This is a genomic window from Mobiluncus porci (assembly GCF_009695935.1).
Taxonomy (GTDB): domain Bacteria; phylum Actinomycetota; class Actinomycetes; order Actinomycetales; family Actinomycetaceae; genus Mobiluncus; species Mobiluncus porci.
Map to the genome: position 1 here is coordinate 1 of NZ_VUMY01000023.1, position 26,564 is coordinate 26,564.

26 protein-coding genes are annotated in these 26,564 nt (G+C 56.1%); all 26 read right to left on the reverse strand.

Going from position 1 to position 26,564, the window contains the following annotated elements; translation table 11 throughout:
• Positions 1 to 536 precede the first annotated feature (536 nt).
• Positions 537 to 2,417 carry a hypothetical protein gene (locus FYJ63_RS10135; protein WP_154546359.1) on the reverse strand — a complete coding sequence of 627 codons (1,881 nt, stop codon included), beginning with the start codon at positions 2,415 to 2,417 and terminating at the stop codon, positions 537 to 539.
• A gap of 17 nt (positions 2,418 to 2,434) precedes the next feature.
• Positions 2,435 to 3,718 carry a hypothetical protein gene (locus FYJ63_RS10140; RefSeq protein ID WP_154546361.1) on the reverse strand — a complete coding sequence of 428 codons (1,284 nt, stop codon included), beginning with the start codon at positions 3,716 to 3,718 and terminating at the stop codon, positions 2,435 to 2,437.
• The gene (locus FYJ63_RS10145) at positions 3,718 to 3,978 is read right to left on the reverse strand and encodes a phage holin (RefSeq protein ID WP_229770138.1); all 261 of its coding nucleotides are present in this window, start codon (positions 3,976 to 3,978) and stop codon (positions 3,718 to 3,720) included. Before FYJ63_RS10145 ends, FYJ63_RS10140 begins: the two co-directional genes overlap by 1 nt.
• A gap of 81 nt (positions 3,979 to 4,059) precedes the next feature.
• On the reverse strand, positions 4,060 to 4,920 hold the full coding sequence (locus FYJ63_RS10150) for an N-acetylmuramoyl-L-alanine amidase (RefSeq protein ID WP_154546363.1): 861 nt from the start codon (positions 4,918 to 4,920) through the stop codon (positions 4,060 to 4,062).
• Positions 4,892 to 5,413 carry a DUF2746 domain-containing protein gene (locus FYJ63_RS10155; RefSeq protein ID WP_154546365.1) on the reverse strand — a complete coding sequence of 174 codons (522 nt, stop codon included), beginning with the start codon at positions 5,411 to 5,413 and terminating at the stop codon, positions 4,892 to 4,894. The genes FYJ63_RS10150 and FYJ63_RS10155 overlap by 29 nt, the downstream gene beginning before the upstream one ends.
• Complete coding sequence (locus FYJ63_RS10160) at positions 5,413 to 8,226, reverse strand: phage tail protein (RefSeq protein WP_154546367.1); 2,814 nt, start codon at positions 8,224 to 8,226, stop codon at positions 5,413 to 5,415. Before FYJ63_RS10160 ends, FYJ63_RS10155 begins: the two co-directional genes overlap by 1 nt.
• Positions 8,223 to 9,119 carry a hypothetical protein gene (locus FYJ63_RS10165; protein WP_154546369.1) on the reverse strand — a complete coding sequence of 299 codons (897 nt, stop codon included), beginning with the start codon at positions 9,117 to 9,119 and terminating at the stop codon, positions 8,223 to 8,225. The genes FYJ63_RS10160 and FYJ63_RS10165 overlap by 4 nt, the downstream gene beginning before the upstream one ends.
• Complete coding sequence (locus tag FYJ63_RS10170; protein WP_154546371.1) at positions 9,116 to 11,425, reverse strand: phage tail tape measure protein; 2,310 nt, start codon at positions 11,423 to 11,425, stop codon at positions 9,116 to 9,118. Before FYJ63_RS10170 ends, FYJ63_RS10165 begins: the two co-directional genes overlap by 4 nt.
• A gap of 18 nt (positions 11,426 to 11,443) precedes the next feature.
• Positions 11,444 to 11,773 (reverse strand): hypothetical protein, encoded by a 330-nt coding sequence (locus FYJ63_RS10175; RefSeq protein WP_154546373.1) that lies wholly within the window; start codon positions 11,771 to 11,773, stop codon positions 11,444 to 11,446.
• A gap of 35 nt (positions 11,774 to 11,808) precedes the next feature.
• A complete protein-coding gene (locus tag FYJ63_RS10180) occupies positions 11,809 to 12,171 on the reverse strand; it encodes a hypothetical protein (RefSeq protein WP_154546375.1) in 363 nt (120 codons plus the stop codon).
• 92 nt (positions 12,172 to 12,263) lie between these two features.
• On the reverse strand, positions 12,264 to 12,881 hold the full coding sequence (locus FYJ63_RS10185) for a phage tail tube protein (RefSeq protein WP_154546377.1): 618 nt from the start codon (positions 12,879 to 12,881) through the stop codon (positions 12,264 to 12,266).
• A gap of 12 nt (positions 12,882 to 12,893) precedes the next feature.
• The gene (locus tag FYJ63_RS10190; RefSeq protein ID WP_154546379.1) at positions 12,894 to 13,304 is read right to left on the reverse strand and encodes a hypothetical protein; all 411 of its coding nucleotides are present in this window, start codon (positions 13,302 to 13,304) and stop codon (positions 12,894 to 12,896) included.
• Positions 13,301 to 13,558: a hypothetical protein gene (locus tag FYJ63_RS10195; protein ID WP_154546381.1), complete on the reverse strand. Its 258-nt coding sequence runs from the start codon at positions 13,556 to 13,558 to the stop codon at positions 13,301 to 13,303. Before FYJ63_RS10195 ends, FYJ63_RS10190 begins: the two co-directional genes overlap by 4 nt.
• 4 nt (positions 13,559 to 13,562) lie before the next feature.
• Entirely contained in the window at positions 13,563 to 13,895 is a 333-nt protein-coding gene (locus FYJ63_RS10200) for a head-tail adaptor protein (protein WP_154546383.1), read from the reverse strand.
• Complete coding sequence (locus FYJ63_RS10205) at positions 13,895 to 14,455, reverse strand: hypothetical protein (protein WP_154546385.1); 561 nt, start codon at positions 14,453 to 14,455, stop codon at positions 13,895 to 13,897. Before FYJ63_RS10205 ends, FYJ63_RS10200 begins: the two co-directional genes overlap by 1 nt.
• Before the next feature lie 2 nt (positions 14,456 to 14,457).
• On the reverse strand, positions 14,458 to 14,637 hold the full coding sequence (locus tag FYJ63_RS10210) for a hypothetical protein (RefSeq protein ID WP_229770139.1): 180 nt from the start codon (positions 14,635 to 14,637) through the stop codon (positions 14,458 to 14,460).
• A gap of 110 nt (positions 14,638 to 14,747) precedes the next feature.
• Positions 14,748 to 16,007, reverse strand: coding sequence for a phage major capsid protein (locus tag FYJ63_RS10215; RefSeq protein WP_154546389.1), 1,260 nt, complete (start codon positions 16,005 to 16,007; stop codon positions 14,748 to 14,750).
• A gap of 16 nt (positions 16,008 to 16,023) precedes the next feature.
• Positions 16,024 to 17,223 carry an HK97 family phage prohead protease gene (locus FYJ63_RS11275; RefSeq protein ID WP_229770140.1) on the reverse strand — a complete coding sequence of 400 codons (1,200 nt, stop codon included), beginning with the start codon at positions 17,221 to 17,223 and terminating at the stop codon, positions 16,024 to 16,026.
• Positions 17,224 to 19,245 (reverse strand): phage portal protein, encoded by a 2,022-nt coding sequence (locus tag FYJ63_RS10225; protein ID WP_154546391.1) that lies wholly within the window; start codon positions 19,243 to 19,245, stop codon positions 17,224 to 17,226. It lies immediately after the preceding gene.
• 10 nt (positions 19,246 to 19,255) lie between these two features.
• Positions 19,256 to 20,926: a hypothetical protein gene (locus FYJ63_RS10230; protein WP_154546393.1), complete on the reverse strand. Its 1,671-nt coding sequence runs from the start codon at positions 20,924 to 20,926 to the stop codon at positions 19,256 to 19,258.
• Entirely contained in the window at positions 20,883 to 21,512 is a 630-nt protein-coding gene (locus FYJ63_RS10235) for a terminase small subunit (RefSeq protein WP_154546395.1), read from the reverse strand. Before FYJ63_RS10235 ends, FYJ63_RS10230 begins: the two co-directional genes overlap by 44 nt.
• A gap of 4 nt (positions 21,513 to 21,516) precedes the next feature.
• Complete coding sequence (locus FYJ63_RS10240; protein ID WP_154546397.1) at positions 21,517 to 22,764, reverse strand: DNA modification methylase; 1,248 nt, start codon at positions 22,762 to 22,764, stop codon at positions 21,517 to 21,519.
• A 579-nt stretch (positions 22,765 to 23,343) separates the two neighbouring features.
• Positions 23,344 to 24,102, reverse strand: a complete 759-nt coding sequence (locus FYJ63_RS10245) for a hypothetical protein (RefSeq protein ID WP_154546399.1) — start codon at positions 24,100 to 24,102, stop codon at positions 23,344 to 23,346.
• Positions 24,099 to 24,425, reverse strand: coding sequence for a DUF4406 domain-containing protein (locus tag FYJ63_RS10250; RefSeq protein ID WP_154546401.1), 327 nt, complete (start codon positions 24,423 to 24,425; stop codon positions 24,099 to 24,101). Before FYJ63_RS10250 ends, FYJ63_RS10245 begins: the two co-directional genes overlap by 4 nt.
• Positions 24,422 to 24,790 carry a hypothetical protein gene (locus FYJ63_RS10255; protein WP_154546403.1) on the reverse strand — a complete coding sequence of 123 codons (369 nt, stop codon included), beginning with the start codon at positions 24,788 to 24,790 and terminating at the stop codon, positions 24,422 to 24,424. The genes FYJ63_RS10250 and FYJ63_RS10255 overlap by 4 nt, the downstream gene beginning before the upstream one ends.
• Positions 24,787 to 26,286 carry a DEAD/DEAH box helicase gene (locus FYJ63_RS10260; protein ID WP_154546405.1) on the reverse strand — a complete coding sequence of 500 codons (1,500 nt, stop codon included), beginning with the start codon at positions 26,284 to 26,286 and terminating at the stop codon, positions 24,787 to 24,789. Before FYJ63_RS10260 ends, FYJ63_RS10255 begins: the two co-directional genes overlap by 4 nt.
• Positions 26,287 to 26,564 lie beyond the last annotated feature (278 nt).

Sequence of the window (26,564 nt, forward strand, 5' to 3'; positions counted from 1 at the left end):
CTTTGCCAGCTTCTTGTGAGCCTTGCTGCGTTTGAGAACCATAACCAGATTATCCCACGCTCCTAGTTTCGTATACGAAAAAAGCTTGATTGAACATGATCATTACTGGGGAAAGTGGACAACATCCACGGCCGATGAGTTTGTGCTAACATAATATCTGCTCTAGCCGCGGCGTTAGACAGAGGCTAGCGACATCCAATCACCATTTCCTAAAGGCTCATTCCAAAAACGGTGTTCCAGTTCTGAACGTGGCGGAAAAGTATATGCTTTCTCCGGCTCCGGAACCAGCGCTTTCTCGGCTTCGCGTTACGGAAGAAAAACAAAAAGTGAGCGGCATCCCGGATGCTAGAGACATCCGGGGCACCGCCCCACCCATAATACAATCAATACAAAGGAGCCAGCAATGAAAAAGACACTCATCACCAGAATTGGCGGGCAGTGGTACGTGCCGCCTATCTAACCCAGCACCTGGATTAAAACGAAAACACCCCCCGGTGTGGGTTTTACTACGCCACACCGGGGGGTTGTTTTGTATCCTAGACGGCTTGCCAGATTTCGATAGCGGCCTGTCCGTCCCCGATTTTCTCAAACTTCGCGCCCGTAAACGAAAGGCACCTCTGCTCAAACCTAGTCACAGGCTCTTTCGATGCTGTAAACCCGATAGCCTCCCGTTCCTCCTGAGGATGACACATCCGCATCGCTCCACCGCCGGAGCCAGACCCCACCGTCGCGAATATCAGACTATTAGGATATTTCGCGGCTTTCTCGTTCAAAACATCGACGTCCCCACCAACGTAAGAATCAGCCCTATGAAACTTGTCAGAAGATCTCACTGTGTTATAAAACACGTACACCATCGACTGAAACAAAGCATTATGCTGATAATAGAAATCAGAACGGACAGTTTCCAGTGTTAAGAATTTACGAAGTAACACATCACTACTTATGATTTTCTGGAACACTGAAGCGTTATTCCAGATTTCCCTCCAAACATTCATGCCTTCGGCGTCTCCTACCGCGTCAAGAAACCTCAACCCGTTTGCATCTAGCATCCTATCAGTAACATGATTATAGTTATTGGACAGATAGAGCGCATAAAACTGGTAGCTTCCAATGTGTTTCCACACTTTTGGATTCTCGCTCGCACACACGGTATTCCAAACACCATAATCCGTTACCTGTGAAGCAACTCGAGGGTCACCGAAAATTGTATCCAGCGCCACCTCATTACCCAACACATCTTGAAGATACCCTGAACTCTCCAGCGTGAATAGAATATTCGGGATCGACAGAAGCCGATCCGGGTTGTGTTCAAGAATCCAGGAAAACCATTCCCTGCTCGACAAGTAGGATAAAACGTTCTGGTTTAAACTCAGGATATTCCAAAAATCGGGCTTGTCTGCCAGCAGCTCCCAAAGGTTCGGCGCGGCAAGAATCTTGCCATAAAACTGCATCACCGTCATCATAAGATTCTTCGGATCTTCAACGACTAGAGAAAACAAATTTGGATGCTGCACGGCTTTATCCCAAAACGCGTCGCTAATTAACAGGCTCGATACCCCAAAAAGGTTTCGCGTAAACACACTAAACCCTATTGTCTGACGATCATCGTTTACTGCCGTGAGAGCCTCCACGAACTGAGGGGAATCCATCCACGCATCAATCTTTTCCAGATTGTTTACAATAACCGACATGAGTACCGGCGAATTAACCAGCGCCTCCACCAGGTTCGGATCTGACACTATCCGCTGAATAACATCCTCAGAAGCTAAAATCGGAGCCACGTTTTGCTCCACCTGTAAAAGCAGGGAATACGCGGTTTCCGCATCAACCGGAACAGATTTATGTTTCGCCAAGACCATCGCCAGCCGGTCATGCCACGCCGCGAACTTTTTCTCCCGAACCGTGCTGGAGTCACAGAAAATCTGGAAATACGCGTCCCCGATACGTCGCAAAACCTCCAGCCGTGTCGCATATCCGGGACTGTCAGGGTCTCCAGCCGCCGCAGACTCCCAGCGGGCTACCGCGGCCTCTAAAGCCGCAGCCATATCCGGCGTAGAGCACACTGCCGCCACATCCTCAAACGCCTCCGCGAGGTCCGTGAAACTATCCGTCTCCAGCCAAGCCTCTAGTTCTTCTTGAGATTCCAGATTCTTCAAAACCGTAAACAGTCCCGCGTCGCTGGAACTCGCCGCGAGTTTCGCCTGTTTTAGGCCGATAAGCGCGTGAGTCGGGTCGGGTTGCCCCGTCTTCCCCTCCAGGAGCGACTGGATTTTAGTGGCTTGCTTGAAAGTATCCTGACCAGCCGCCCTGGCTTGAGCCAACCCAACCGCCAGCCTAGTCAAGTCCTTAACCGAAGAGGAGTCACTAGCGTCATCTATCTTCTTCTGGAGGTTTTCAGGTATCTGTGGCAACATAACTCTTTATCCTTTCCTTATAGTCCCGCCATTGCGAGTAGTTCGATATCTTCCATTCGTTCGTCCACCAACGACCGCACCAGTTCAGCCGACACGCCCTCTGGCGGTGGCATACGCAGGTTCACCGCGTATTTCCCCCGCCCCGTCTCAGGAACCTCCAGCCCGTAAGACCCGTCCGTAGTGGTCGTGATTTCCCCAGCCTCTAAAACGGGAGGAGGACCAGCCACGTTCCCCGCCTCAATCGGGTCGCCCTTAGAGAGAATCAGTTTCAAATCGCCTTCAGCGGTCACTTCCGCCCCAATAACCGAGACGCCATCAAGACCCGACGTTATCGTGCCGACCGGCTTCCACTGTGATTCACCTACCCTCCGCCAATAGCCTTTAACCTGTTTGCGTCCTTCCCTGTCTACGCTAGGTTCCCAACGGAACTCGATAGGGGAATTAGCTACCAGCTCACGAGCCGCGTTCAAATCCGCCGCCGCCGCATTGGCTGACTGCGCAGCCTGAGTGGCTTGAGCCTCAGACGCTTCAGCCGCCTTTTTTGCACCAGCCGAATACTCAGCCGATTCCTTAGCCAATTTAGCCGACGCTGTGGCCTGGTTCTTAGATTCTTCCGCCGAGGCAGCCGCCTCAACCGCCGCTGTCCTAGCGGCCTCAGCCTCAGCCTCAGCCGCCTCAGACGCTACCCGCGACTGTTCAGCCGACCCAGCCGACTCGACCGACGCTGCCCTAGCCGATACCGCGGCCGCCTCTGCCTCGCGTGCGGAGTTCCACGCTGAGGCGGCGAGGCTGCGAGCCATTTCCGCTGAGACAGGTTGCCCAGTGACCGCGACAGTCGCCAACTGAGTTATGTCTAAAACCCACGGTGTCCCGTCTTCGCGTGGAGGCGGAGGAAGAATATCGAACGGCTCAATCCGAGGCTTCACAATGTCATCGATGTCCTCGAACTCGAACCTCACCGTGTAGGGAATGTTAGTCGGGTTCAACAACGGGTCAGACGTGTTCAAAATCCGCGCCCCCGCCTCCCCATCAACCACAAACATCTGCCCCGCACGATTCATCCGGAGAGGAATATCCACCAAAGCAATCGTTAACGGGTCGGCCTCGGATGTGCCAATAAACCGGGTCTCCGAGAGTCTCGGGGAAAGAACAATCGTCCCGAACGATTCTATCAGGTTAGGATTCAAGTCCTCGTCGGCCGAGTCCGTCGTGGGGATAACGACCTGCCCCGTGAGCCGGAACCAAGACAAAGCATCCGGGAGACTCCGCCCCGTAGCGTCTTTCCAATCCGTAACCGCCATTAGTAAACCTGCCCGTCGTTTTCCAGGCTCGACCGCTCATGCCTAGGCTCATATCCAGAGCCGGTTTCAGGCAGCGGGGGCAAGGGACGGGTGGGGCGATAGGCTAGAGCCGTGCCAGTAGCCAGGAAAGCCGCAGCCAGAGCCACCCACAAAGGGGCTTCCTGCTCGGAAATCACTCCGTAAGCCGAAAGAATCGGAATAATCGCGGTCACAATCCCGTAAATCCAGGAACGCACCGCGGGCGCAAGCAACTGTTTCATATCCATTTCCTAAATCTCCTTCACAAAATTTGGGTATAGAAAAGCCACCCCAGGTAGGGTGGCCAAAATAATCCAATGGTGTTAGTTGGTGCGGGAAGTAATCCCCAGCTTGCCCGCGATACCCCGAAGAATCGAGGTGCGCTTCAATGTGTCGCTCATGCCTGGGTAATCCGTAAGCAGGTCTTTCATCTCACGCACACGACCACCCATCGAGTTATCGTCACTGTTCCGCTTGTGCCACCAGCCAATCTGACCCGCTTGAATCTGAATCAAAGGTACCCCACCATTCATAAGCGCTTGTACCAGATTCGGGTCACCAATCACGGTCGCGACACCTCCCGAAACCTCATAAATCGAACCGTCCGGCTCACGCAGCAACATGTTATTCTCCTTCCAAAGTGGCGCTTCCGGGACTTTCCCGGAAGCATATTGTTGAATCTTTTGAATAAACTCGTCCCAGGGAAAGTTCGGGCCTGGATCCCAGTGGTCTGATTTCCGGTACACATCGGAGGCCTGGTTGTGGCCGATAATCCCCGCCCAGCCAGCACCAAGCTGCCCGTTCGACAGATGCCGGATCGGGATATTCCACCGGTCACAAATCTCCGCCACCAGCCGCGCTGTCAAATCCAGCTCCGCACGAGAGAACGCGTCCTGCCACTGTGCTGGGGTCTGTCCCGCCCGGCCAGCGAGTTCAATCTGGATCCCGTCATGGTTACAGCCAGGTGCAGCCCACGCAACCTGCCGCTCCGGCACGCACTGGCTCACGGAATCCGCATCCACACAATAGTGCGCCGAGGCGCGAATCCTCGGATTCTGGAAATATCGCGCCACGTCCTCCGCGGTGCGCACGCCCTCGGGGGATTCCATGGTGTGAATCACCACCAGACGCTTGTGAGTTGCTGCGTTAGTGCGGTTAGGCGACCAAATCTGATTTATCCTCATCGTTTACTCCTTCCGTAGGTCCGCACGGATTGGTTATCCGCGCCAGTTGTCTAGTGTGTAAACCAATCACCCGTACCGCGGCCTGATGCTCCGACCGCAAGTCACTAATCTCCCCCTCAATGGTTCTAATCGAGTCGACCAGTCGTTCTCGCCACGCGAGGGTTTCTTTCCGATCCCTGCTGTAGGCTTCCGCCTGCAAACGCACTGTATCCAGCACGTTGTCCATAGTACGGTTTGACTTGTCAATGTCTTGCCGCAGGTTCGTGCGATGCGTGTTCTTCACCTGATGCTCTATAGCAGAAAGACGCTCCCCGATCTCGTCAAGCTTCAGCCTGGAATCAATCTCGATACCTTCGGCTTCCGCTTCTGTCTTGTGTGCAGACGCTTCCGCGGCCTTAGCGTCAGCACTGGTCTTGCGTCTGGAAAAAATTTGCGGAATGAGTGCGCCAGCAAGCGCAGCCCCCGCTGTGATAGCCGCTGTTACTGGTTCCATCACGCACCACCACCCAAAGCCGCGAGCTGTGCTTTCAAGCCATCTATTTCCCCCTGTTGCTGGCGCAGCACCTGCCACAACGCGACCGTCAACCGGGAGTATTCCACACCGACTGGTCTGCCGGTCTCGAGGTCGTGGGTGACACAAATACCCAGCCCAGCAGCTTCAAGGTCTTCCGCTCTCCACCCGGCCATACGCTCCGGCAAAGGCTTCAGCGGACGGGACGGTCCAGCCTCCCCAAACTGTTTCCTCCACTCATCAATGGCAGACTGCGGACGGTACGCCACTGGCTCCACATCTAAAATTCCCGTCAGGTCACGCACCGGCTCCGGGTCATACTTCGAGGCACGCGTGGAAGACTCCACAAATTTCACGCCGTAAACATTTCCAGCAGCCACAATGTCAGAATAGGAGTCAAGCCTTTCTGCCCGGAATCCAGAATTGAAGTACATTCCCGCGCTTGACTGAGGGTCTTTGACGATTGAGCTGATCATCGTCATAGATTCGCCATTTTGCCAGCCGATTGCTAGCTTTTCCGCTACAATAGTCTTACTGTCCAGCCGGGGAATCCACCCGTTGCCCCAGCCGTTGATTTTTACTGCCCCGGTCTGGATTTTCTGCGAATCCAGGCTCGAGGAACCCACCTCAAAAGAAGACCCATCCATCGAAGTAGAACCGTACGACACGGGGTTACGCACCGTGCCCATGCCCCGGAGGCACTCCGGGCTAATATTGACGCCGCCCAACCGTAGCTGGTCTGCTTGGATGACCCCGCCGATAATCATGTCAGCGGATATCATGCGCCCATAGATAATATCCGCCCACAACGTGTTCAACACAGCCCTGTTGGCCGTAATATTATCAACCACGGCTTTTACAAAATTCGCTGCATCACCCGTGACCTGCCCCACGTACGCTTGCACAAATGAGCCGATAGCCCCCGTGACGCTACCCACATTAATCGAATTCGCCGTGACACTATTCGCTTCAATATCGGGACCCTTAACGCCCGCGACCTGCACCGCACCGCAAGCAGTCCAAGCGGAAACCCCACCCCTTAAATCAACTAATCGCGCCCATAACCAGACCCGAGAACCTATTTTCTCACCCTCAATTACAGCCACGCCAGGAACCGAGTACACCGCGTCATCCACGTCAACCCCTGCTGGTGGTTCCCTATCCACCTCCGTGACCGCTACCTCCAAGTGGTGAAAAGACGGCGGCGCGCCAGCCACACTCCCATCAGGTGCTAATACTTTCCCGTCCCAACCCCCATAAACCACACCCAGACGAGACGACAGCACCAGCCCGGTTGGACGAGGCGTAATCACTCCATCAGATTCAACCACGACCGAAGCCACCCCAGACCATTCACCAGGCGCAGTATCCTCAGTACCAGCCACACGCACCCTGATAGAAACCTGCCCCGTTGGTGGTCCTGCAATAATCGCACTATTGCCTTTGAAAACCCCCGCTAATCGCCATTGGTCAGACCCGACCCGGATTTCCACCTCACAATCAGGATTCCCCGCTATCGGCACCCAGGACACTTCTACAGCACCAACAGGGACCCCCTGCTCATTCAAAGCCTGAGAAGCAGTGACCGTCACGCCCTCAACCCTCCCAGAGGGCTTAGTTACTTTCGATGGTGCGACAGGCCGCCCGTTCTCACCACCAACCTGCCCGGAAGAAAGGTCAGTGGTTCGGCGTGCAAGTTTTTCCGCGATTGACTGGATGCGCGTCCCCAAAGCCTCTGCCCCAGTGACATTCCCCGCGTCGTCCTGCTTCAACTGCAATTCGACGACCCGCAGTTTCGTGTCCTCACCATATTTTTCGATAGGAACCCAAGACCCTAAATCATACCCTTGGCCAGGGTAAGGCTGCGCGGGTGAAGCCCCTGCCACCCACTCGCGCCTATATTCAACCGCAGGCCCCTTACGCGGTGAAAGCACCCCATCTAAAAACAAGTTCGCGGTAGCAGGATTAGTGACCTGCCCCTGCTCAGACCAGCGTTCAATCCTGCCCAGGTGACGCACCGCCCCCAGGTTGGTTTTCTCTACCAGCAGTCCCTCATCGCCCACGAACCGGGCGACAGTCACAATATCCTCCCAAGACTCATCAACCGGCAGCGAGGTAGAGAACGCGCGGCGAATCTTCGACCCAGTAGCGTCACCGCCCATGGTCGTTTCAGACACGAACACTTGCAGGACACGCCCGTTCATGCGCCAATCAACCGCGCCTTTAGACGCAAACCACCCCAAGACTTTCAGCAAATCGTCCGAGCGGTTCCATGAATGCCGCGCATTACGCGGCCAAGGCCGCCCCGAAGAATCACGAACCGCATCAAAATCCCACGACAGTCCCGGTGCCCAAACCAGCCCGGTTCCGTCCGCGCGCCCGCGCGCCTCCGCCAGTAGTTCCCCGAGCATTGAGCCGGGGGTGACGGATTTGAATTCACGTTTCAAATCCTCCGATGACGGAGAAGCCTCCCACACCGTAGCCCACCTGAGCGCCACGGCTACGCTGATTCCGCTCAGCGTGTAAGCATCTAGGGAAACCCGGTTCAACGACCGTTTGCTTGCAAGGAACCTGTGGCCTGGTTCTTCTACCCACCCGGTATCGGTTTTGGTTTCCACCGCGAACTCGACCGGCAGCGTCAATAATTCACTGCCAAGAGCCTCGGCTGATACCGTAAGCTGAGCCGTGGACAATTCGTTTAGTGGGCGAACCGTGGAAATTTCTGTGACCGCGGGAACAACCCCCCGTTTATCGCCCCAAACATCATAAGCAACCACGCGCAAACCGTGAATCATAGGAAACTCCTCTGCCCAAGACACAAACCACCAACCGGAACTTCCCCGCTAGGAACCGGCAGAGGGTGACCGTTCACCGAGATGGTGGCGGAGTATCTGCCAAGCCAATCCGGGGATAATCCGCCCGCGTCATCAAAAGCGGCCTGTGATCCAGTAAGCACAGCCCCCCATTCCGGGCGGTCTTTTTTCCACGGCCAAACGCCCTCAGATGCCACGCCCCATGCCCACCGTTTCGGGTCCAATAACAGCACTTGCCCAGCTTGAACATCACCAATCCAAACTGTTCGACTACCTGACACTGTGCAGACTATTTCTACTCGCTGCGCGGGGCCGCGTAAAGCCCACAGCGGCCACATCATAGCTGACCCGCCCGTCAGCTTCGCCAACAGGCAAACCCCGGTCTTGTCCGGTCGAAGCTCTACCATCCGTTTAGCTGGCTCAACCCACACCGGCTCTGGTAGCAACCACGTAAACGACAGAACCGCGAAACTCTCGGTGAGCTCCTTTACTGCGATTTCCGAATTCAATATTGCTCTGGTTTCCCGGCGCGTAAATTGGCGTCGCGTGTTCTCCTCCACCAAAGTCAAAACGCCCGGCCTAATCAGAGTGCCCGTGAGCTGACGTTTAATCGACGCCTCATTCACCCTGCGCTGCGCATACCCGCCAGACCGCCCACGATCATCACAATCCTCAACCGCTATACGGAACCCAACCTCGGCAATTTCTAGACGAGGGCGAGCATTAACCGCCGCCCCATCTAAGCCCGGAACCTGGGTGACAGCTACGCGCGGCGCAGGACTACCAGGCGAAGCCGTGTCCGCTTCCACAAAATATTGACCAGGACGATTCAACGGCAAACCGTTCAACAGCCAGGTGCGTGTAGATACGCTCATGCGACCATCACCATCCCCCAAATCCTGCCCGAAACCGCCGCGTCCGAAGCCAGCTTGGAAGCAGCAGGAGTAGTAGCAGTCTCAATATACTGATTCACGGTCACACCCCCGCCACCACCGGCAGCCCAATCCGGCAGCCCCGCGCTAGTAGAATGCAGCGACGCACTAATCTGCGGCTCCGCGCTCAACCGGTCAGTAATCGTGCTCGTGACCGTGTCCAGGGTGGACTCCAGGCGGGGCAGACCCTTAATCATGCCCGCGCCTAGGCCTTGCATAATCCAGCCACCGGCAGGAACCAGCAGAGCGAGGTCGTAAGCCTTCGGACCTTTATTTGCCGCGATCCAATCTGCGATACCGCCAACGAAATTCTTCACGGCCTCGAAGCCGCGCTTGATTCCTCCAAGTAGCCCGTCCATGATGGATTTGCCTGCGCCGAGTAGTAGCGACCCGAGATTACCTAACGCGGAAAGGATTCTAGATGGCAGGCTGGAAACGAAACTCACGACACTGTTTATGCCGTTAGAGACCCCGGTCTTTATGCCCTCCCACGCAGTTACCACGAAGTTTTTGATTGTAGACCAATCGTTATTCCACAAACTCTTTATGCCGTTCAGCACCCCGCTAATAACATTCTTAATCGTGTTAATAATGTTCGTAACATGGTCTTTTATTCCGTTCCAGATAGAGGTGAATATCTGCTTAATGCCCTCCCAGGCCTGCGACCAGTCGCCTTTAATGATTCCAGTGACGACCTTGATGATGCCCTGGATAACACCCATCACAGTCTGAACATGAATCTTAATAGCATTCCAAATGCCCTCGAACACGGCTTTGATTGCTGGCCAGAACGCTGCCCAAACTGCTTGGAAAGACTGCCAGGCGCTAGTGATAAACGCGATGAGCGGCGGACCCACAGCCGCCCAAATCGCTTGAATCCCCTGCCATAAAGCCGAGAACGCCTCGCTAATAGCAGCGAAAATCGCATCCACGCCAGTTCGGAATCCCTCAAAATTCTGATAAGCGTAAGTTAATGCGGCCACTAACGCGGCGATACCTGCAACGATGGCGATAATAATCAAAGTAATAGGGTTCGCTAATACGGCTGAGTTCATCGCCCACTGCGCAGCGGTAGCGATTCCCAACGCTACGGCTATCGCACCCAAAGCGACAACCACGCCCTGCATGATAGCCGGGTTAGCCTGCGCCCATTGAGAAAACCCTTGCAGCATGGGGGTCACCATGGCTAGAGAATTCCCTAGCGTCGTGAACACGGCAGACCCCAGCGGCTCTAACGCCAGCAGGGCGTTGTTTTTCACCCTCTGCCAGGATTCCGCAAAGTCCATGGTTTCCGCGCCCAGGCCGAGAATCGTATCCCCGGTCAATCCGGCAGACCCCGCCAGATCTTGCATGTTCAGTTTCCCGGACTGCAAAGCGGCCACAAACTGCGCCGCCCCGCGAGTCCCGAAAATCTTACCCGCCAAGTCTAACGCGCCCGCCGTGTTACCCTCATCAACAAAGCCTTGGATTTCCTGAGTGACCCGCTTGAACGCTGCGGACGGTTCCTCACCCGACTTCGCCAACGTCACTAGGCCGCGCTGCAAGGAACCCATCGTGGCTTGAGCATTAATGCCCGCCTTGTCCATCACGCCGATAAGCGAAGCGGAATCCTCAAAAGAGAACCCCAAATTAGTCAACGCCGGAGCGGCCTTAGCCACCGTGGAAGCCAGGTCGTTCATACCTACGCCGGTTGCTTGCGCCACCCGGAAAAGGGAGTCCATAGCGCCCTCGACGTTCGCGCCCTCAATCTTGAACGCCGAGAACGCCGCCGTGGTTTTTTGAATATCCACATCCTCCTTGAGAAGACGCCCCGCTTCCAAATACTGGGAAGCCACCGTTTCCAGAGTCTCCCCAGACAGGCCGAGGCGCGTATTAAGGTCAGCGACAGTAGGACCGATTTTGTCGAACGACGCGGGAACGTTCGCACCCACATTCTTAGCCGCCTGCTCCAAACCGGCTAAGGCTTCACCAGACGCGCCTGTACCGACGCGAATCGTGTCCGACATTTCATCGAAAACCTCGCCGACCTCGTACAGCCCCTTGCCGACCCCGGCAATCGCTGCACCTGTCAGTAAGGGGCCAATGGCAGATTTTAGGGAACCGGCGAACGAGGTGCCGACTGTTTTCCCCGCCGTAGCAGCACCAGAATCAGCACCAGCCAAAGCCTTAACGATGGTGTCCTGTGAGCCTTCCATCGACGGGACTAGCGTCACGAACGCCCGCGCTAGCTCATAAGAACCGCCAGACATGTCCAGCTCCTTCCTGCATTATTCGCGCTGCTGATTCCACCAGTCGTCAAACCGGCTAATAGGTATCGGGTCTTTTCCATAAGTAGTAGATTCCTGCCTCACACCGGGGCGCGGAATCGGTTTAGGTTTAGGCGCATTACGTTTACCCTGCCGCTGCCAATTACCCACCCGAATTTCATCAATCAAAGCCGCCAACAGTTGGGCTTCAAAAGTCCACACCGCATCTTCCCCGAGCATCGCCCTGCGCAACGCGGACTGCTCCGGAGGGCAATGCATCAAAATAATTTGCAGCTCCCGCCAGGAAAGCTGCTCGGTTCCGAGCTGGTCGAGGTGCCTCCCATGTATCAACAGGTCATACTCGACCGCCGACTTATAGGTCTCGGTTAGCTGGCAGAGCTCGAAGATTCCCCCAGGCCGATACTCGATTCCTTACTCCAGGCTTCCACAATCACATTCAACTGCTCCTGGTCTAAAACCCCGAAAAGCCCTGGAGCGTAGGTTTCAAAAATCGCTTCAACTCCGGCAGTCATCTGTTCCTGCTCCAGCCCTGTGGGGATAAAGGTTTTCCCCTTCTTCTGTGCGGTTTCTACCTTTTTAGCCATAGCCACCAGAGGTAGGAGTTTCTTGGCTAACGCGCCGGTAATGTATTGCATCTTTGGGAAGGCGTAGGTTTTCGGATCTCCCTCGACTTGGAATTCGAATTGGCCTGCCTTGGTTGCGCCTTTAGATTTGGGCACTTTAAACATTGAGGTTTCCTTTCATGGATTTTGCGCAGGTGCTGGTGCGGCATGGCAGTTTCTTACCGTGCCGCACCAGGAGTGTTTTTGAACCAGGGTGGTTATCCGTCTACACCGTGTTCGCCAGCGGTCAACTTCTTGCCATCATCGAAAATGAAATGAACATGGTCGCCATTCTTATCAGGAAAAGTCGACATAGTCACCGGCCAGGTGATTGCGGCTCCAGTCTGGAAGGGGACTTCTCCGACCTCCCCGATTTGCCCATCAGGCACCACAATTAGGACACGGTTATCGCCGTCCTTGATGCGGAACACCCAGGACTTGCGTGGGTAATCCTTCGCGTTTAGCTTCGCGCGGATAATATTCCCGTGCTCATCCGTAGCGACCTCGGTCGTAACATTTTCATCGCCGAAATAGTTTTTGAGGGATTCTTTCGAGGTCGACAGGTGCGCCCACGCAATGGAATTCTTGAACTCGGTCAGAAGCTCACGGACAACTTCCAAGGACCAGTCCTTGATGCCTTCCTTAGATTTCTCCGGGGTGATAGTCACCCCGTCCTCATTCACATACCCGGAACCGACAAACGCCTTATCCAGTTCATCACCTGGATACTCCGGCAGCGTGGTTCCGATTGGTGCGGAAAAAATCGCTCCAGTTGTTTGCTGGTCGGGTGCGCCAACCAGGATGTCGTCACGGTCTAAAAGCTGTTTCTCAGCCATTATTTCTTCTCCTTACTTGTAAGCGCCCCGTAGGGCGATTTGGAATGTTGTCGTAGCACGTGCAGACCCTGATACTGGGTCAGGATCTGGGTAGGTGACACCTATCGGGGCTGCCGTGTAGCAAGGAACCCCGGCCATGTCACCGGCTTCCGCTGCGGCTTCGATAAGTCCGCGTACTATCCGCCCGAGCCGCATAGCCTCGGTCGTTTTTTCTGCCCAACAAATAACAGTGACCTGAAACAGGTCTGTAACTAGGTCACGTTGACTACCTCCCGTCTGCCGAACCTGCACGAATGTTTTAGTAGTTTTGTCCAGTGGGTCTTTCATGGTGCCCACCCGAACGCCCCGCAGCTCTCGGCAGGCTTTCAAATATTTCACCAGCACCAGTTCAGGGTCTTGTCCTATCCAGATTCGGTTGTTCATCGCCCTGCTCCTAACGCGCTAGTCAGTACTTTGTGCTCGGCTTCCTCTTTCACTCCCTTAAAGCTGGTGGGCGCTACGGTTCCGATGACACGCATTCCGCCGTGAGCCATGCCGACTTTGACTTGCGCCTCGAAGTTTTCACCCGCTGCGTCTGCGATAGCGCGTGTGCGACGCTCAATATCTGCTCGCACCTCGGGACCGGACAGTAGGGCTTGGAAACCGGCAGAATTAAATTCGATTCGCATCTTGCCCATCAGCTCATCCTTTCCAGGTTTTCAAAAACGCCACTGTGTGAGACACCCTGCCTGTGGGAGATTCCCAACGTTGTGGCTCCCCATCCACCTCATAAGTGAAAGCATCTATTTTTACGCGGTCTCCGGGTTGAATATCAGCCCCTGGCGGCAGGTAAAGCGTCGCGGTGATAGCCACGGTGTCTCGCCCATCAGCGAACTCCGTTGACGCTCCCGGCTGTAGCAGACAGCGAGGAACCGAGTGTGACTGGTATTCGCCCGGCACCAGGTTGCCGCGCTCATCCTCCACGTAAGACGGACGCAGCACCGTGACGGTTTGTTTAGCGAACGAAGGTAACATTACGAGATTCTCCCCGCTATCCGGTACGGTGCGAGCGCCGCACGGTCTCTCGCTAGAAGCGAAACACCGCCCGCGATACCCGCGCCCGTGGTGGAGTATTCGATAGAAACGCCCCCGGCGTTTTCCCGCAACACACCCATCGGGGACGCGGCAGCGTTCACCACCACCTGGCGGATTATCTGAGCCACATCAGGAACCTCCTCCAGGCTGTAGCCGTGACGCATCGTCACCTCGACGGAGCGGAACCTTGCGGGGAACCTGCCGCCGCGAAGCTGTATCATGCCCGACTGAGACCAGTCATAGGATTCTGGCGGGGCGGCGATACCGGCGATTTTCAGCCCCGTCACGTCCAGCAATCGGCCTGTGGGCAGGTTCAGGTGATAGCCTCCAGTCCCGTCCAGGGTGACGGTTTCGGTGACTACCGGGGCGACGTGCCATCCGCAGAATGACCTGATAGCGGCGGTCACAGAATCAATCAGCAGCAAGGCTGCGGGGTCGCCGCTGAGGATTTGCCCCCCGGTCAATGCTTCCAGCGTTTCCGGTTTCAGGATTGGTTCCATTGCTAGCGGCTCTTGTTCGCTACGGTTTTCGCTTTGTTCACTGGTGTCGCTTGTTTTTTACCGGCCGTGTTCTCCGGTTCTTCCGGCTCGACCACGTCAACCGGCTCGGTCGGGTTAAGCCCGTAACGCTTCGCGTCCTCATCAGACAGCTGCAGCGTGTGCTTTATCCCATTAATACTCACTCCGTACTCTTTCACGGCGCTCACCTTTCTAATCACGTACCATTACGCGGCGGGGCCGGGGGACTTGAAAGTCTCCCGGCCCCGCGCGCCCTACTAACCCAGACAAAAAACTAGGCTCCTGCCCCTAAGGTAATCTTGCAGATAGCCTTAGGGTTGAATACGCCCAGGGACTCGCGCACATACGCACGCATCACGCCCTGGAACTTAATGAAGTCCCGGTCGTGACTGTTCGTATACTCGATGGTCACGCCGTCTTTCACGATGCGTTCAGTCTGCGCTTTCAACGCGCCGATAAGCACGGTGCCCTGCGGAATCGCCGGGGTCTGCACGGTAGGCAGCCCCCACAGGTTTTGCGCATCCGCCAGGCCCCCGCCGTTACCGTACTGTCCCTGGAAGAACCCGCCGCCCAAGTACTGGCCGTTCTGGTCCTTCTTCACCCGCAGGTCGAAGTAATCCAACGGGTTGATGACAATCGCGTCCACGGGGAACTCTTGCGCTGTTTCAATCAGAGTCTTGGCTTTCAGAATCAGTTCCTCGTTAGGCAACGCAGTCCCACTGCCAGAGTTCGCTAAAGTTTGAATACCCGAACGGTTCAGCAAGCCGCGCAGGTTCTCCCCGGAGCCGTCACCCGCGAGGAGCTGTTTTTCCTCCTGTAACAGCAGCTTGTACGGCAGGCGCGTGTCAATCTGATTCTTCATGTACACGTCATCGTTGAGCATTTCATCGGTAACCCCGATGAACCCTGCGATACGGTGGAACCGCTCATACTCGGCGGTGGGTTCTGCGAAGTGAACCTGGGGTGCTTCGGTTCCTTCTGCGATAGCCGCGAAGTCACCCTCGAACGCGCCCTCCACCAGGTAAGGAATAGAGGTCTGTCCGGGCGACACTTGCCCAACACCTAAGAGGTCTGCAACGGTCAGGCGCATCTGAAACTCAGGAATCAAACGCGGACTAGCCAACCGCAGAATATTCTCCGTAGAGGTAGTCAACTTTTGCGCATCAGTATTCGCTTTGAACCCGGCAACGGACACGGTGGAACCGGGGACTCGCTTTTTCGCACCGTATTCTTTCCCGCCTTTAGCGAAGAAAAACTCAGACAGGGACGCGGGTTCACGCCCTTTAACGGTTTCGTCCTCAGCTTCCCCGGTGCCATCAGCCGGTTCCTCACCGGCGACAGCGTCCAGGGCTGTGCGTGCGGCTTCTGCCTGGGAGGCTTTCACCAAAGCAGCATCATACTCGGCGATTTCTGCCGCTAGGCTCTTAGCCATTTCGGTTTCTTCCTCAGTAAAATCACGCTTCTCGGCGCGTACTTTTTCCATCAGCTCCTGCGCTTTACGAATCGCAGCAGCTCGTTTCTCTTTCAAGTTCACGGTAATGTCCTTTCCCTTAGTTTTGTCCCGTGAGGGTTGCTAACTTCAGGTAGGCGTAGACTGCTGCTGCGTGCCCCGCACCTGCTGGCTCCTGACCCTTAACCTGCTGGGGGTTCTCGGGGGTGAGCGGGCTGGCCGTCTGGCTGGCTTTCGCGTTTTCGCTTTCCCTTGTTGCTTCGGCGGCTTCGATGACTTCGCCGATAGCCTCCTGCGCCTTGCGCAGGGAGTTTATGTGTTTCGCCGCGAGTACGCGGCCTTCTTTCAGGCCGCGCGCTAAAGCGTCAGCCTGAGATTTCACAGACAAGATTTCGGTCTCCTGGTTCGCACCAACGGGTACCACGGACACTTCAAATAGTTGGAGTTCGCGCAGCTCGTTGGCTTTTTCGCCGTCCACTTCGGTCTCGCCAGAAGCGAGCACGTCGAACGCAAAAGACATCTGCGATAGGCGGCGGCCTTTCATCAGTTTGTAGACCTGAACCGCTGTGGGGTTTTCGAGGTCTAGCTGGACTTCAACTTTCAGGCCGTGTTCATCTTCCTCAGCATGGGTGACCGCGCCGATGTTGTAGAACGGGTCACCCATGTTATGCCCGTACAAGGCGGGAATAACATTCCCGGACTCCGCCCACTTTTGGAGCGTATTAGCGAACGCGCCCTTAGCGACCACGTCACCGTAGGAATCGACATTGCCGAACACGGAAGCGTAGGCCTCGAAGATGCCCTCGCCCAGTCCGTCATCGGGTCCGGCTTTCACGCCGCTTATCTGGTAATCCTTAAACTTTCGCATTGTTGCGCCTTTCCCTTGCTCGATTTCCTTTTCCTCATTGATCTTGTCCTGGTTCTTGTACCAGGCGTGGATAGCCTCAACACTCGCCTCTGGCCGCCCGTCCTGCTCCGCGCGCTCCAGACAAACGTCGATACCCGGATCTAGCACAGTGATTTCCGCTTCCTTCTCCTTGTAACGCTCCATCTGGACAGGGTCAGGAGTGGTGTGGATAATCCACGAATCCACACCAACACCATCGAGAACCGCGTCAATCACAGCCTGCCTAGCCTGGAAAGCCACGGAGGCAACGTCACCTTTCGCACCGTGCGGAACCGGCGACCCGAGCGCCTGCGCCAACCGGTCGAAATCCACTCGAATATCCCCGTCCGCCGCATGCTCAGCCACAAACGTAGACTTCCCCGCACACGGGGGACCCATAATCACGTGAATCATTTACGGCACCTCCACAACTACAGTGCATAAACAGTTAGCGACTTCTTCCGCGCCGCCCACGGGGTCTCCCGGCCAGCGCATCCCGTTAGAGAAATCCTCGTCCAGTTTCACGGTTTCCCCGTCCATCGCCGCATGACTAGAGCGAGGGTTCCCGCTGGTAACCACCCACGTTTTGGTTGCTTTATTGGTGTTTTGTCTGGCGGCTTCGGTTAGGGCGAAGTTGGCGACCATCGCGGTCAATGCCGCTGCCCCAGTTTCAACTCGTGAAGCCTCCGCGTTCTCAAACACATGGTCTATCGCGTCACCCTCGGACTCGAACAGGGAATCCTCGCCACCAACTTCCTCTAACGCGGCCTCGATTTCCCGAAGGGTCGCGGCGTTAACCATCGCAGCCCGGTTCTCGGCAACCTTACGCAAGTATTCAACAGTGCGTTCCGTCGAATACGCTCCCGCCGGAAATCCGAGTTGTTCGGCCTGCTGCGGACCTAAACGGTCAGCCAGTTCCTGCGCAGCCTCATGCAAATCGTCTGCCAGCTCACTGTTCCATCGTTCTTCGTCCCACCAAGACGGTGTTTTCATCTGAAACCCTGGAACAGCCTTGCTTAACTTTCCTCGAATGGCTGCGGCCTGGCGGCTAAACGTCCTCGATAAGACTTTCTCAAATGCCACCCGGTCTTCGTCCTCAACTAGCTCAACGGCTTTAACTAGAACCGCCCCGGTTTTCCGAGGCGGTAACAACAGTTTAGGTTCATCAAGGGTTGCTTCTAACGGCGGGGCAGTATCCCTTGGAGAGGCAAGACCACCGACCAGAACATTCAACGGGGTCACGAGGTGTTCAGCGTCCCCGCCCAGGGCGGGGAGGTTCTGCCGGGAGCGTGCCTCATCAGCAGTCATCCATGGGCGACCAACCGAAGTAGAAAGCACCGCAGCCTGTTCCTCAAACGAACCACGCAGCTTCTCCGCTAGATTGAACTCTACATACGCCCCGTCAGGTGCGCCCAGGCGTGGAAGCAACAGTTTAGAGATACGCTCCTGCACCTGCGACAACAACGGCCCCAACGTGTCACCATACAAGGAGCGGCGAAACTCGCGAATGGACGCATAGTTAGCTTGCTCTAAAAATCCGAGCATCGCTGGGTTCACATGAAACACGGACGCGACTTGATTCATGGACAGTTTCACGCCGTCCAGCCACTGGAGCTGTTCCGCGTCGAACTGCTGGGAGACCATCTTCATGCCGTCTTCCAGCAGGAGGGTGCCACCGGCTGCCGCGCCGTCCCTAGAAAACTCTGCCCGTAACGATTCAACAAATTTATCGCGCGCCTCTTTCGACCAAGGCGTATCTGCGGGGCGTTCCACAACTTTCGTAATCCGCCCACCGTTCGCCCATACTTGCTCGCGGAATTTCTGTGCCGCGACCTGCTCGGCAATAATCGCCCGCAACGCACGAATAGGCGAGGAACCATCCCAACCATTACTAGGCGACCAACCAGTGAACACCAACAAATCCTCGGCTTCAATGCGAATCTTCTCATGATGTCCAGGCAGTTTCACCACAATCGCGTTCACCTCAAACGCGCCGTGACGCACCTCTACTATCCACTCATTCGGAATAACATCAATCCGCCACCCCTCGGTCTCCTCACGAACCCACCAAAAAGCAGAATCGTACAAAGCCAGGAAAGCAACCGTGGAAAAAACCAGGTCATAAGTCACCTTCTGCGGCGACGGATGCGCCAACAGCAAGGCGGCCTCAGAGCCACGGTCACGAACCCGCGAATCATCACCCTCACGCACATAAACATGCAACCCCAGCTGCGCGACATTACGCGCAATGAACGACACCACGGTGCGCAAATGCGGGAAAGACGCATACAAGGTGGAAGCCGGAATATCATCTAGCACCGCCCGCGCCGCCACCTGATAAGCCACCATCTCACCAGGACGGTCCCACGCCACAGAATCAGACACCACCCCAGGCGAACCCCAGCCCCGCAGCCAAGACAACAAACCCACAATCACACCTCCTTCGCTAGATAACAACCAAATCACTGGTCTCGTAAGCAGACACAAACTTCGATTCCTGCGGCCTAGTCAAACACCAGAACGCACCGGTCACAGCCATCAACGGAGCCGCCCCCTGCGGGGACTTGGAACGGTCCCAAAACCACGCATCACCCGCCGGTTTCGTAACCGCAGTCGCAGCCACTAAATCCAAAACCGGCTGCTGACGATGCCACGCACGCAACCCGCTCGAGGGTTTCGATTCCACCAGTTTCCCCGGCGCAGACCTGCGCACCGCATCATAAAACCTGCCGCAACCAATCCCCAGTTCCGCGCCGCCCCAACGCACAACCTCAACCCCGTCAATACCCTCCAGGACATCAATAAACGACGAGGCTGGCGCGCCCCGTTCCTGCACCACAACCTCTAACGCATCATTCCCAGCCCGAGCCTGAAACCACTTGCCGATACGGTCAGGGTCGAACGCCGCCGCAATCTCCACATGCACATCCCCATCAGCGCGGAACCCAGCCACACCAACAAAAGCCCGCGACCTATCAGCCTCAACATCCACGCAATAAACAACCCGATTCTCAACAGGTATCTGCGAATCACCATCAACACCACCCTGCCACGCACCCGGCGGGAACGGACCGTCTAAACTACCAACCTCCCACTGGCACAAGCATTCCATGCGGAAAACCTCATCAGGGTCAGTTTCCGCAGCAGACACAAGCGTCCTCTCACTAATCAACTCACCCAGCGACGGATTCGCCGCCTGCCATGCCTCACGATCCCACTTATTCGCATTAGGCAGAGCCGACCATTCAAAAATCCCCATCGTCGTATCAAACCCAGGCTCATCACCCGCCAAGTCCCGCCCCTTCGGAGTCAGCACAATCTCGGGGGCTTCAATATCGAGCACTGCCGCAGGGGCTTCTTTATTCAAACCGTCCGGGTCGCCTAACCGGTCATGCGCGGTTTTCCGCAAATGATGCAGCACGACCGAACCCGCATCCCCAGCATTCGAGCAAGTCACAGTCAAAGCGTTAGGGCGGGCTATCGTCGTTTTCGTAATGGCCGCCCAAGCATCCCAGTTACGCTGCTCACGCAACTCGTCCATGAAAATCAGGTCACCCGATAGGCCACGCCCCGCGCCCTTAGTCGTCGCCTTGGTCTTATACCGGCGGTGCCCCTTCAACTGCAGGGCTTTCTTGCCGTTGACCCGCCAAACCTTAGACACCTCACTACGCAACGATTCCAGCGATTCTTCATCATCGGGGTCGCAATACGCAACCACCCCGTTCCAAACTTCCTCCGCCGTGTCCAGATCCTGGGAAGTGCCCAACACGAGTTTCACTCCGAACACGAAAAGGAACCAGGCAATCAGTATCCGCGCCCAAGTAGTCTTCCCGTTCTGCCTCGCCACCAAAATCAAAATAGTTTTGAATCGGAAAGTCCCGTCCTCGTTCAACTCCAGCGCATGAACATAAAGCCACTTCTGCCAATCCAACAAGCGCTCGCCCAAAATCTCCTGCGCAAAGTCAATAACCGAATACCCGTAAGTCCAATATTCGGCTTCCTCGCTGCGTGGTTCTAGCACGTGCAGCGGGGGTGTGTAGATTCTCGGAATTGTGCTGCCGCGCAGCTCGGAATCAAGCGCCGCGCCGCGACCGGATTTTTTCCCTGTGCTTGGCAAGCTCGTCCACCTCCGCCCCGACAGAAGAACCCTTAGCCAACTGCTCGAACTCACGCCTCGACAAGGGAGTCGCCAACATCGATTCAAGAATTTTATTCAAGTGCGGCAACAGATACAGCGCCTTGGTGACCTCCTCCCCGGTCGCTGTCTGGGTCGCTTGGTCGATGCGGTGCGCAATCTTCTTACCTCCAGCGATTAACGCCGAATCCCGCGCGTCAACTCCGCAAGCCTCCACGGTCTCCTCGAACGCTTCGAGCAGCGAAATGTTGTCGGGCTTCCCAGGTCTGCGTAGCTTGGAGCGAACCTCGCTGATTTTCAATAGCCGGTCTATCGCTTCCGCATCGCCCTTTGAAGCAGCACCCCACAACGATGCGGCCAAACGGTCGAGCCGAATAACCTCGATGTGCCATTGCGCTTCAAGGTCTGGGACTGGCTCGGATTCCAAAGCGCGCTGCGCACCACCAAGCGCAGCCTCCGCGCTACGATACCCAAGAGCCTCCGCGATAGCCTCGAAACTACCGCCACCACGCCACAAGGCTAATGCCTTGCGGTCTTTCTCGGTAACCCGCCTGCGCCTAGTAGCCATCGGCCTAGACCTCCTCCAAAACAAAACTGACCTCCCGGCCAGACGCGGCATCGACCGGAACCACCCCAGTGACTTCCTGGAACCTACGGCAAATCACATCTACATAATGCGGGTCTAACTCCATAGTCACGCAACTGCGCCCCGTTTGCTCACACGCAATCATCGTGGAACCCGACCCACCGAACGAATCCAAAACCAGCCCACCAGGCCGAGACGAATTCTCAATCAAATACGCCATAAGCTCAACCGGCTTCATCGTGGGGTGGTCTTCCGAACGTTGCGGCTTATCAAAATCCAGAACCGTGGTCTGCTTCCGGTCGGAATACCAGTTGTGCGCCGCGCCTTCCTTCCACCCGTACAAGCACGGCTCATGCTTCCACTGGTAATCCTGCCGACCCAGGACGAAAACGTTTTTATTCCAAACCAACACCTGGCGAACCTGCATATTAGCTTCAGCGCAAGCCTGATGAAAATTCATTTCTTGACTGGTCGCATACCAGATGTAGAACACGGCTCCCGGCTTAATCCCGGCCAGCGCGTTACTAAAAGCCTTCTTCAAGAACTCGATGAACTCGGCAGCCGATTCCCAAGAATCATTTTCAATAACCAGCCCATCGGTGCGCCGACGTAACTGCTTAGCCTCCGATGGTCGCATATGCGAGCCGAGCGCCACATTGTAGGGAGGGTCAGTCAACAACATATCCGCCAACTTCCCGTCCAACAACCTAGCCACGTCCTCCGGTTTGGTGGAATCCCCACACAAAACCCGGTGCTTGCCTAGTAACCAAAGCTGTCCGGTCTTCGTGATTGGGGTGCTAGGAATCGGAGGAACATCGTTAGGATTAGTTAGCATTTGGCTCCCCCCCCCCCCCGCGAGAAGCTCGCTCAAATCATCATCGTCCCAGCCGGTTCCCACCAGGTCGCCGTCCAAGGACTGCAGCAACTCCATCAGCTGCGCATCATCGTAATCGCCGAAATCACTGGTGCGGTTATCCGCAAGCATGATCCGTTTCGCACCCACATCATCCACGTCTAGGAACACCACCGGAACCCGCTCTATGCCCTCAGCAACCAGCGCCTGGTAAGTATGATTCCCGGCCAAAATATAGCCGCTTGATTTCTGCACAATCAGCGGGCGATACACGCCGTTGGCTTTCACGGATTCGCGGATTATGTCCACGTCGCCGCGCCGGGGGTTCTCGGGGTGGGGCTGAATCTTCCCCACCGGGACGTATTCGATTTTCAGAGGCATTTCTGTTCCTTTTCTCACGCACGCGATGGGGGGTCAACAATCAGGGGGGAGACGGAAGATTACCGCCGCGAAACCCTTTGCCGAGTCTTTACCTAACTTTTCGACTCCCCTACCCGTGTCTGTCGAGGTGGTTTGCAGTTTTACGGTTTTGTGAAAACCAGGTTTTTCACCATTTGCGGGAGCGGTTGCCTAGTCCTGCTGGTGGTTTTTTGTTTGAGCGTTTTGCGTTGCATATCCAGTGGGCTGGTGCCCAGTTGGCTGGGTCGTAGAAAAGTTCTGGGTTAGCGCTGGCGGTGGCGATGTGGTCGAGGGATAGTCGGTCGGGTTTGGTGTAGTCGTTGTAGTCGGCTTGGTAGTCGATGGGTTGTCCGCAGAGCCAGCATGGTGCGTCGGCTTGGGTTTGTTGGTTGCGCCAGGCTTTGCGTTGTCGGTTGAAGCGGGTGGTGTCTGGGGGGCGTGGCATGGGTTTGTCCCCTTGAAATTGGTTTGAGCAGACAGCCTGCGGGTTGTCTGCTCATTCTTCGTTGGTCACAGTTCAAGTGACTCTAACGACTATGGTGTGACAGTTTGTCAAGTATGTCAAGTTTTCGGCGTGGCGTGTCGCACGATTTGGGCGGGTTGGTAGAGGTTGTGGCCTTGGTAGGGGCGGGTTTCGATTTTCTGCCGGTGCGCCCATTGGCGTAGGGTTTCGGGGCTGGGGGGTTCTTTCCCGGTGATTAGCCGGGTGGCGGTGAGGGCTTGGCTGGTGGGGAGCCAGAGGTAGGCGATGGCTTGGACGGCTTGGTCTCGTCCTTCGCTGCGGGTGAAGCTGGTGGAGCATGTGTGGCAGGTGAGGGTTTGGGCGTGGCGAGGCATGTATGCGGGTTTTTGGCAGTGGGGGCACAGGCCGAGAATGTTGGTGGTGGTTTTCCGGTCGATGACTCTGAGGGTGATGCGGTAGGTGTCTGCGAGTTCGTCGATGGCTTGAGGGGCAAGCTCCCATCGGGTGAGGGTGTGGCGGTGGATTTTCCAGAACGCTCCGATGGTGCCCCAGGTTGGGGGAACAACAGTGTGAAGATGGCGGGCGGCTTCGCTGGTCCAGGTGAGGAGGTTGTAGCGGATTATCCACAGGGGTTCTAGGAGTTCGAGGTTGATAGGGATTGTGGTGTCGGGTATGGCTGGTTTGCCGCTGGTGGGGTCCTGGATTCGGAGTCTTTTTCCGAGGGCGTCTTGGGCTGCGTCCATGTAGGTGGCCAGCTGGTTTAGCCAGGGCATGATGATGCTCCAGGCTTCGGGGTGGACGGTGTCGCCTGGGTTTTGGAGGGGCTGGCTGGTGATGGGGCAGACGGGTGTGTTCATCGGCTGGTTTCCTCCTGGGGTGCGTGGTCTGTGAGCTCGAAGTGTGTGAGCCTCATGCGTTGGGCCATGGCTTGTTCGATGCGGGAACCTGGCGAGTGTTCCGCTCCGGGTAGGAGCATGATGGCTTCGGCTTCACCGAGTAGGGTGAGGGATTCCATCATGCACTCATACCAAGTGAGTGGCGGGTCAGCGTGGGCGAGGTCTGCTCGCCACGGGTTCAAGGGTTCGTGTCCAGCTTCACGTATTCGGGTGGCTGCTGTCTCGAATCCGGCACGGTTGTGGTCGGGGTGGCCGGTCATGGGTCCTGAGATATAGATTTTCATTCGGGTGTCCTTTGTCCGTCGAGGAGTGCGAGGAGCTCACGCAGGGGCATGGTTACCCATTGTTCGGCGGGGCTGGTTTTGCCGTGGCGTTTGTGGACGATGATTCCGGCGAGCGCATCATCGTTGCCGCGTTCGATGTCGGCTTCTCTCGCCCACCCTGCGAGGTCTAGCCGGGTGGTGTTTTTGCATTCGATGACGACGGGCTGCCCGTGGTGTCGGAATCCGGCGATGTCGCCTCGGTCTTTGCTGCCGTGCTTGACCCGCCGGTCGATGCGGTCGTCTTGATAGTGGGCGGCGAGGTAGTCGGCTATAGCCCGCTCGAAGCTGCTTCCGGCCTTTTTGGCTGATTGACGGTTTCGGCTCATTGTGGGGTTCCTTTCTGGAGTTGTTGTTTTGCCCATTGGGTGAGTATCTGGCTGATGCTGGTTTGCGGGTTGGTGCTGGTGACGCGGTGGTCGGAGCCGGGGGTGAGTATGTCGAGGGTGCGAATGTTGCGGGTGAGGACTTTGTGGATTATCGGGTCGAGGGTGCCTGGGGCGATGAGGGTGGTGATGGTCACGGGCTGGTCTTGGCTGATGCGGTGGATTCGGTCTTCGGCTTGGACGACGTTGGCGGGTGTCCAGTCTGTTTCGGCGAATAGTGCTTCGCTGGCTCGGGTGAAGGTGAGTCCGGTTCCTGCGGCGATGATTTGGCAAATGAGGAAGTCGATTTTCCCGGCTTGGAAGTCTCGGGTGATGGTGTCACGCTCGGTTTGCGGGGTTTGCCCGGTGTAGGTGGCGACTCGGGTTTTGGGCAGGGTCTTGGTGAGGCCGGTGGCGATGCCTTGGATTACGTCGGTGTGTATGCCCCAGATGATGAGTGGCCTGCCGGTGCCCTCGTGGTGGTTTTGTGCCCATTCGACTGCGGCGGGGATTTTGGCTAGCCCGGTGGAGCGCCTGAGTGCGGAGGCTTTCTTTAGGGCTTGGTCTTGTGCCCACTCATCGAGGGCGGCGTTGAGCTTATTCGGAGGCGTGGCAGCTTTGATGGCGTAGACATCGTTGATGAGTGGTTGGAGGGTTTCTTGCACGGGCGTGGGGTCGATGTCTACCCATTGGGTGTGGCGGGTTTTGTCGGGTAGGTCTTTGAGGACTTGCTGCTTGGTGCGTCTTGTCCAGGTGGTGGTTTCGAGGAGGTGGTGGAGTTCGGGGAGGTGGTCGAGTCTGGGGTCTCGTCCACCCCAATGGTTTGTCTGGGTGTAGCGTTCGACGTAGTTGGCCGGGTAGTGGCTGGTTTTCTTGAGGAATCGCAAGATTGGGAGGACATCGAGGGGGTTGGACACTATCGGGGTTCCGGTCAGGGCGAGGGTGTGTGTCGTTGTTTTGGCGAGGGCGAGGATTGCTTTGGTTCGTTTGGCTCGAGGATTTTTTATCCGGTGGGCTTCGTCGAGGATTACGAGGTCTGTTTTCCATTCGGCTAATTGATTGGCGAGTTTTGGGCGGGCGGTGATTAGGGTGTCCGAGATTATGATTATGCCTTGGGTGGGTAGGTGGTGGTTTTTCGTATTCGCATAAATAGGTTGCACCTCCATTCGGGTATTTACGTATGTGGGGGTTTGTAGTAGGTGGGAGTTGGTTATTTCGTTTGTCCAGTTTGTTATTAGTGATGGCGGGCAGATGATAATAACCTTCCGGGCTTTTATAAGTCCGGTGTAGAGGATTGCTTGGAGTGTTTTTCCTAGGCCGGGTTCGTCGGCTATTAATGTTTTTCCTTTTACTGCGTTTAGTGCCCCTTGAAGTTGGTATGGGTAGGGCTGGTGTGCGAGTAGTCCGGGGTGCGTGGAGTGCGTGGATTGGGCGGGTGCTGTGGGGGCGGTGGTCGTCATGCTGCCACCCCCAGACGGCGGTTGACACGTGACAGGTTATGAACGGTTTTCTTAATTGTTAACCTATATATGTGTTTAATTACATAATTACTTACGTCTATTACTTTACATAGAGAGAAACTGTTCACAACTATACACAGACAATATGAAACATGCTTCAACCTGCCGTAATGGGTGTGAAGGGTTTTTGATTCAACTATTCCTAAACCGTGCACAAACCATACACTTTCGAGGTTTTTACCCCTCTGGGCAGTAGAGGTTACTAAAGTTTTCCACAA